The sequence below is a fragment of the Candidatus Hakubella thermalkaliphila genome (genome assembly GCF_013281975.1).
Lineage (GTDB): Bacteria > Actinomycetota > Humimicrobiia > Hakubellales > Hakubellaceae > Hakubella > Hakubella thermalkaliphila.
On record NZ_BLRZ01000140.1, the window covers coordinates 1 to 3,620 of the forward strand.

5 protein-coding genes are annotated in these 3,620 nt (G+C 50.1%); 3 read left to right on the forward strand and 2 right to left on the reverse strand.

Features of this window, described 5'->3' with window-relative positions; translation table 11 throughout:
* Window positions 1–98: 98 nt before the first annotated feature.
* Together dnaA and HW443_RS09890 are read right to left on the reverse strand one after the other, a co-directional pair.
* Window positions 99–1,454 carry a chromosomal replication initiator protein DnaA gene (gene dnaA, locus HW443_RS09885; protein WP_176231161.1) on the reverse strand — a complete coding sequence of 452 codons (1,356 nt, stop codon included), beginning with the start codon at window positions 1,452–1,454 and terminating at the stop codon, window positions 99–101.
* Window positions 1,455–1,466: 12 nt separating this feature from the next.
* Complete coding sequence (locus tag HW443_RS09890) at window positions 1,467–2,285, reverse strand: ATP-binding protein (RefSeq protein WP_176231162.1); 819 nt, start codon at window positions 2,283–2,285, stop codon at window positions 1,467–1,469.
* Window positions 2,286–2,852: 567 nt separating this feature from the next.
* Here HW443_RS09890 and rpmH point away from each other — a divergent pair.
* The 3 genes from rpmH to yidD are packed head-to-tail and all read left to right on the forward strand — an operon-like array spanning window position 2,853 to window position 3,567.
* Window positions 2,853–2,987, forward strand: coding sequence for a 50S ribosomal protein L34 (gene rpmH, locus HW443_RS09895; protein WP_176226462.1), 135 nt, complete (start codon window positions 2,853–2,855; stop codon window positions 2,985–2,987).
* A 17-nt stretch (window positions 2,988–3,004) separates the two neighbouring features.
* Complete coding sequence (gene rnpA / locus HW443_RS09900; RefSeq protein ID WP_176231163.1) at window positions 3,005–3,352, forward strand: ribonuclease P protein component; 348 nt, start codon at window positions 3,005–3,007, stop codon at window positions 3,350–3,352.
* Window positions 3,353–3,357: 5 nt separating this feature from the next.
* Window positions 3,358–3,567 (forward strand): membrane protein insertion efficiency factor YidD, encoded by a 210-nt coding sequence (yidD, locus tag HW443_RS09905; RefSeq protein ID WP_176226464.1) that lies wholly within the window; start codon window positions 3,358–3,360, stop codon window positions 3,565–3,567.
* Window positions 3,568–3,620: the final 53 nt, after the last annotated feature.

The following is a 3,620-nucleotide window of genomic DNA, read 5'->3' on the forward strand; positions in this document are numbered from 1 at the left end:
AAAATAACATAATTTTCATGCGACGTGGTGCGCCGCGGTGCATGGGCGATTCCCTCAAATTTACGTTTTTAGAGATGTAAGGTAAGATACACCGGCATTCAACTGCTGGTCTTGATGCGACTTGTAATCTCTTGTACCTGTTTATAGGTCTCAGTATCTTCACTAAGAGCCTTCTTTATTTTATTGACAGCGTACATAACAGTGGTATGATCGCGTCCGCCAAAAACCTGTCCAATTTTAGGCAGAGACGCATCCGTAAGCTCCCTGGACAAGAACATGGCCACCTGGCGAGGGCGGACAATATCCTGCGCTCTTTTACTACTAATTAGTTCAGCTACCGACATAGAAAAATATCGGGCTACTTCTTGAAGAATTCTGTCTATGGTGATAACCCTGGCTGTGTCGTTGGGCAGGATATCTTGGAGGACGGTCCCAGCAATAGAGATATCTACTGCCGACCCATCAAGAGAAGCTTTAGCCACTACCCTGATTAAGGCTCCCTCTAACTCCCGTATATTAGTTTTTATTTTGGAAGCAATAAACTCCAGAATCTCATCGGGAACACAAAAATTTTCTCTTTCTGAATTCTTCTTTAAAATGGCTATTCTTGTCTCCAGGTCTGGAGGTTGGATGTCGGTGATCAGACCCCATTCAAAGCGTGAGCGCAGCCTTTCTTCTAAAGTAGAAATGTCCTTAGGAGAACGATCAGAGGTAATAACGATCTGCTTGTTGGCATTATGGAGAGCGTTAAAGGTGTGGAAAAACTCCTCCTGAGTTCTAGCTTTGTCTTCTAGAAACTGGACGTCATCCACCAGCAGGACGTCGTTATTACGGTACCGGGACTGAAAAGCCACAGTTTTATCATCCTTAATGGCATTAATGAACTCGCTGAGAAACTTTTCCGTGGACACGTACTTTACGGTTAGATGAGGGTGTTGTTCAGCGACATAGTGGCCAATGGCGTGAAGCAAATGGGTCTTGCCGAGCCCAGAGCCTCCGTAAACGAAAAGAGGGTTGTAGGCGACACTGGGGGCTTCAGCAACGGCTAGAGCAGCGGCGTGGGCAAAGCGGTTGCTACTGCCAATAACGAAGGAGTCAAAGGTGTATTTGGGATTGAGAGCCGGGCGCTCCTGTCGGGGGAGACCCCTGGTTTTTGTGCGCGCAGGAGGGAAAGAGGGTTGTTCGGAGGACAGTTCCCCCTCCCCCGCTACTACAGTGATCACAACCTGGAAGTTCTGGCCTAAAACCCGCCTTATAGAAGCATTGATCAGGCCGGCATATCTAGACTCCAGCCACTGTTTAGCAAAAAGGCTGGGAGCGGAGATAACAAAACTCTCCCTCTCAATAGCAACAGGCGTGGTGTTTTCAAACCAGGTCTTGAAGGTAGGAGTATTTAGCTCCTGCCTGATGAGGCTCAAGGCCTGATCCCAGATAAGCTGGATTTGTTCCTTCACTGCCACCCCACTCTAAGTGCGCGCGAGTTGTTTCAGGTATTCCAGACCCTTGCTGGCGACTCTGCGCTTTCCCTGGCTGCCAGAGGTTATGAAACCGGCGTGTTCCAGAAAGGTTAATTCGCGGTAGGCTGTGGTGAGGCTGATGTCCAGCTCCTCGGATATGCGAGTGGGACCTACCTCTTCCAGCTCCGTAACCAGGGAAAGAACCATGTTCTGGCGGCGGGTCAAGGATACCCGCTCGTCTCTGCTGGCCGTCTTGGGCCCTATATTATCATTATCGGCCTTTTTCTTCATCTCTTTAAGAAGAGTCAGAGTAACCACAGTGCCACATTGCAGGTTATCTTCTATAGTTACCTGGCCTCCAGAAAGGGACATAGTCTCCTTGACAATAGGGAGCCCCGACCCGACCCCCCGGATATACCGCTTCGCCTCTCCTCGGGCGGTGGTAAAGCCCGGTTCAAAGACCCTGGTTTTGTCGGGAATGCCCGGGCCCTGGTCAGAAATCCGGATTACGTTACCCCCCTCGTAAATATTGATAATGACTTCCTGGAAGTTGGCATGGATCAGGTTCTCGACTACTTCGCGTATGGTGGTATAAGGAACCGCGCCACCCTTTTGCTGGGAAAAATTGTAGGCTTTCTCGCTCAAAAGATCCATAAGTTGGCGGACCCCGGGAGCCTTGAGATCAACTATTCTGGGGGCGGAGGTAAACGAATCATATATAGCTATGCGGACCAGAGGGGGAAGGGGTAGCCTGGGTTTATGGTCTTCACCAGAGGGCTCCGGGTCGGTCTTGCTTTCTTGAAGTACCTTGTGTGAGAACTCTTTCACAGCTCAGTTCCTTCCGCAGTTTTCCTGAAAAGCAGCCTGGGCCGCCCAGCCTTCAACACCAGACAACTTATAAAATGCCCTACTGGGCAGAGCTTTTCGCCCTGAACGGAAAAAGCGATAATATAATTTGAATAGGTATTTTGTCATGTTTTCCACAGATAATTCCACAGGTGTGGAAAACATCCGTGGTGTGGGAAAAGCATCAATGCTGTAATATGAGCCGTTAGAGATAAACATAAGCCATTTTGGGCGCTCTCACCAAAGAGAGCGGTCAAAAGAATTATAGCAGGGGATTAAGGCACAAAGCAACCGAGCTGGCCTGCGAGAGCAGAGAAGTCGTTTCTGGATGTCTACCACGTGGAGAACCTTAAGTTGGACCGCAAGAGAGGCTATGCCAATGTCCGGCGCACCAGTGGAGCCTGGAACAAGGAATGGGTCTGGAGGGGTCTGGCGAGATTGGGGGCGCCTCAGGTAGTGCGGCATCGCCCTTGACACCAAAAAAAATAACAGGCTATAATAGCCCATACTCTCGAAAGACGCCCCCAAAGGAGCCATGCAGGAGCAGACATGAAGCGGACCTACCAGCCCAAGAACAGAAAAAGGAGCAAAACTCACGGCTTTCGGGCCAGAATGAGCACCGCGGGAGGCAAAAGAGTTATTAAAAACAGGAGAGATAAGGGGCGGAAAAGGCTGACTGTTTAGATTATCAAGAGGTAGGCATGCCAGAGCGGATGGTTGGAGCATTGAAGCGGGGCAGAGAGTTTAGGAGAGTCTATAGGGAAGGGAAATCGGTCTCAGATAGGCTGCTTGTCCTTTACTACTTAAAAGGGAGTGCGCAGGGGATCAGCAGGGTGGGCATCACTGTGGGCCACCGGGTCGGGCCAGCGGTGCACAGAAACAGAGTGAAAAGGTTGATCAAGGAGTCGATCAGGAGCAAGGAAGGAATTGCGAAGCGAGGATATGAGCTGGTTGTGGTAGCTAAGAACGACAGTTGCCATCGGAATTTCCGTGAAATAGACCAAAGCATGGACTCCCTACTACAAAAAGCAAGAATCATACCGGGATAGGTGCTATGAAGCGAGCCCTCATTTTAGCGATCAAGGCGTACAAGAGGTTTGTCTCTCCCCTACTCCCCCCTTCCTGCCGATTCCAGCCCAGTTGCTCCATATATACTGTGCATGCCGTGGAGAAATATGGGGTACTGAAAGGAAGCGGGCTGGCTCTTTGGAGAATAGTCAGGTGTAGCCCCTTTTCCAGGGGCGGGTATGATCCTGTGAAATAAGGAATCGCCCATGCGCCGCGGCGCACCACGTCGCATGAAAATTGTGTTATTTT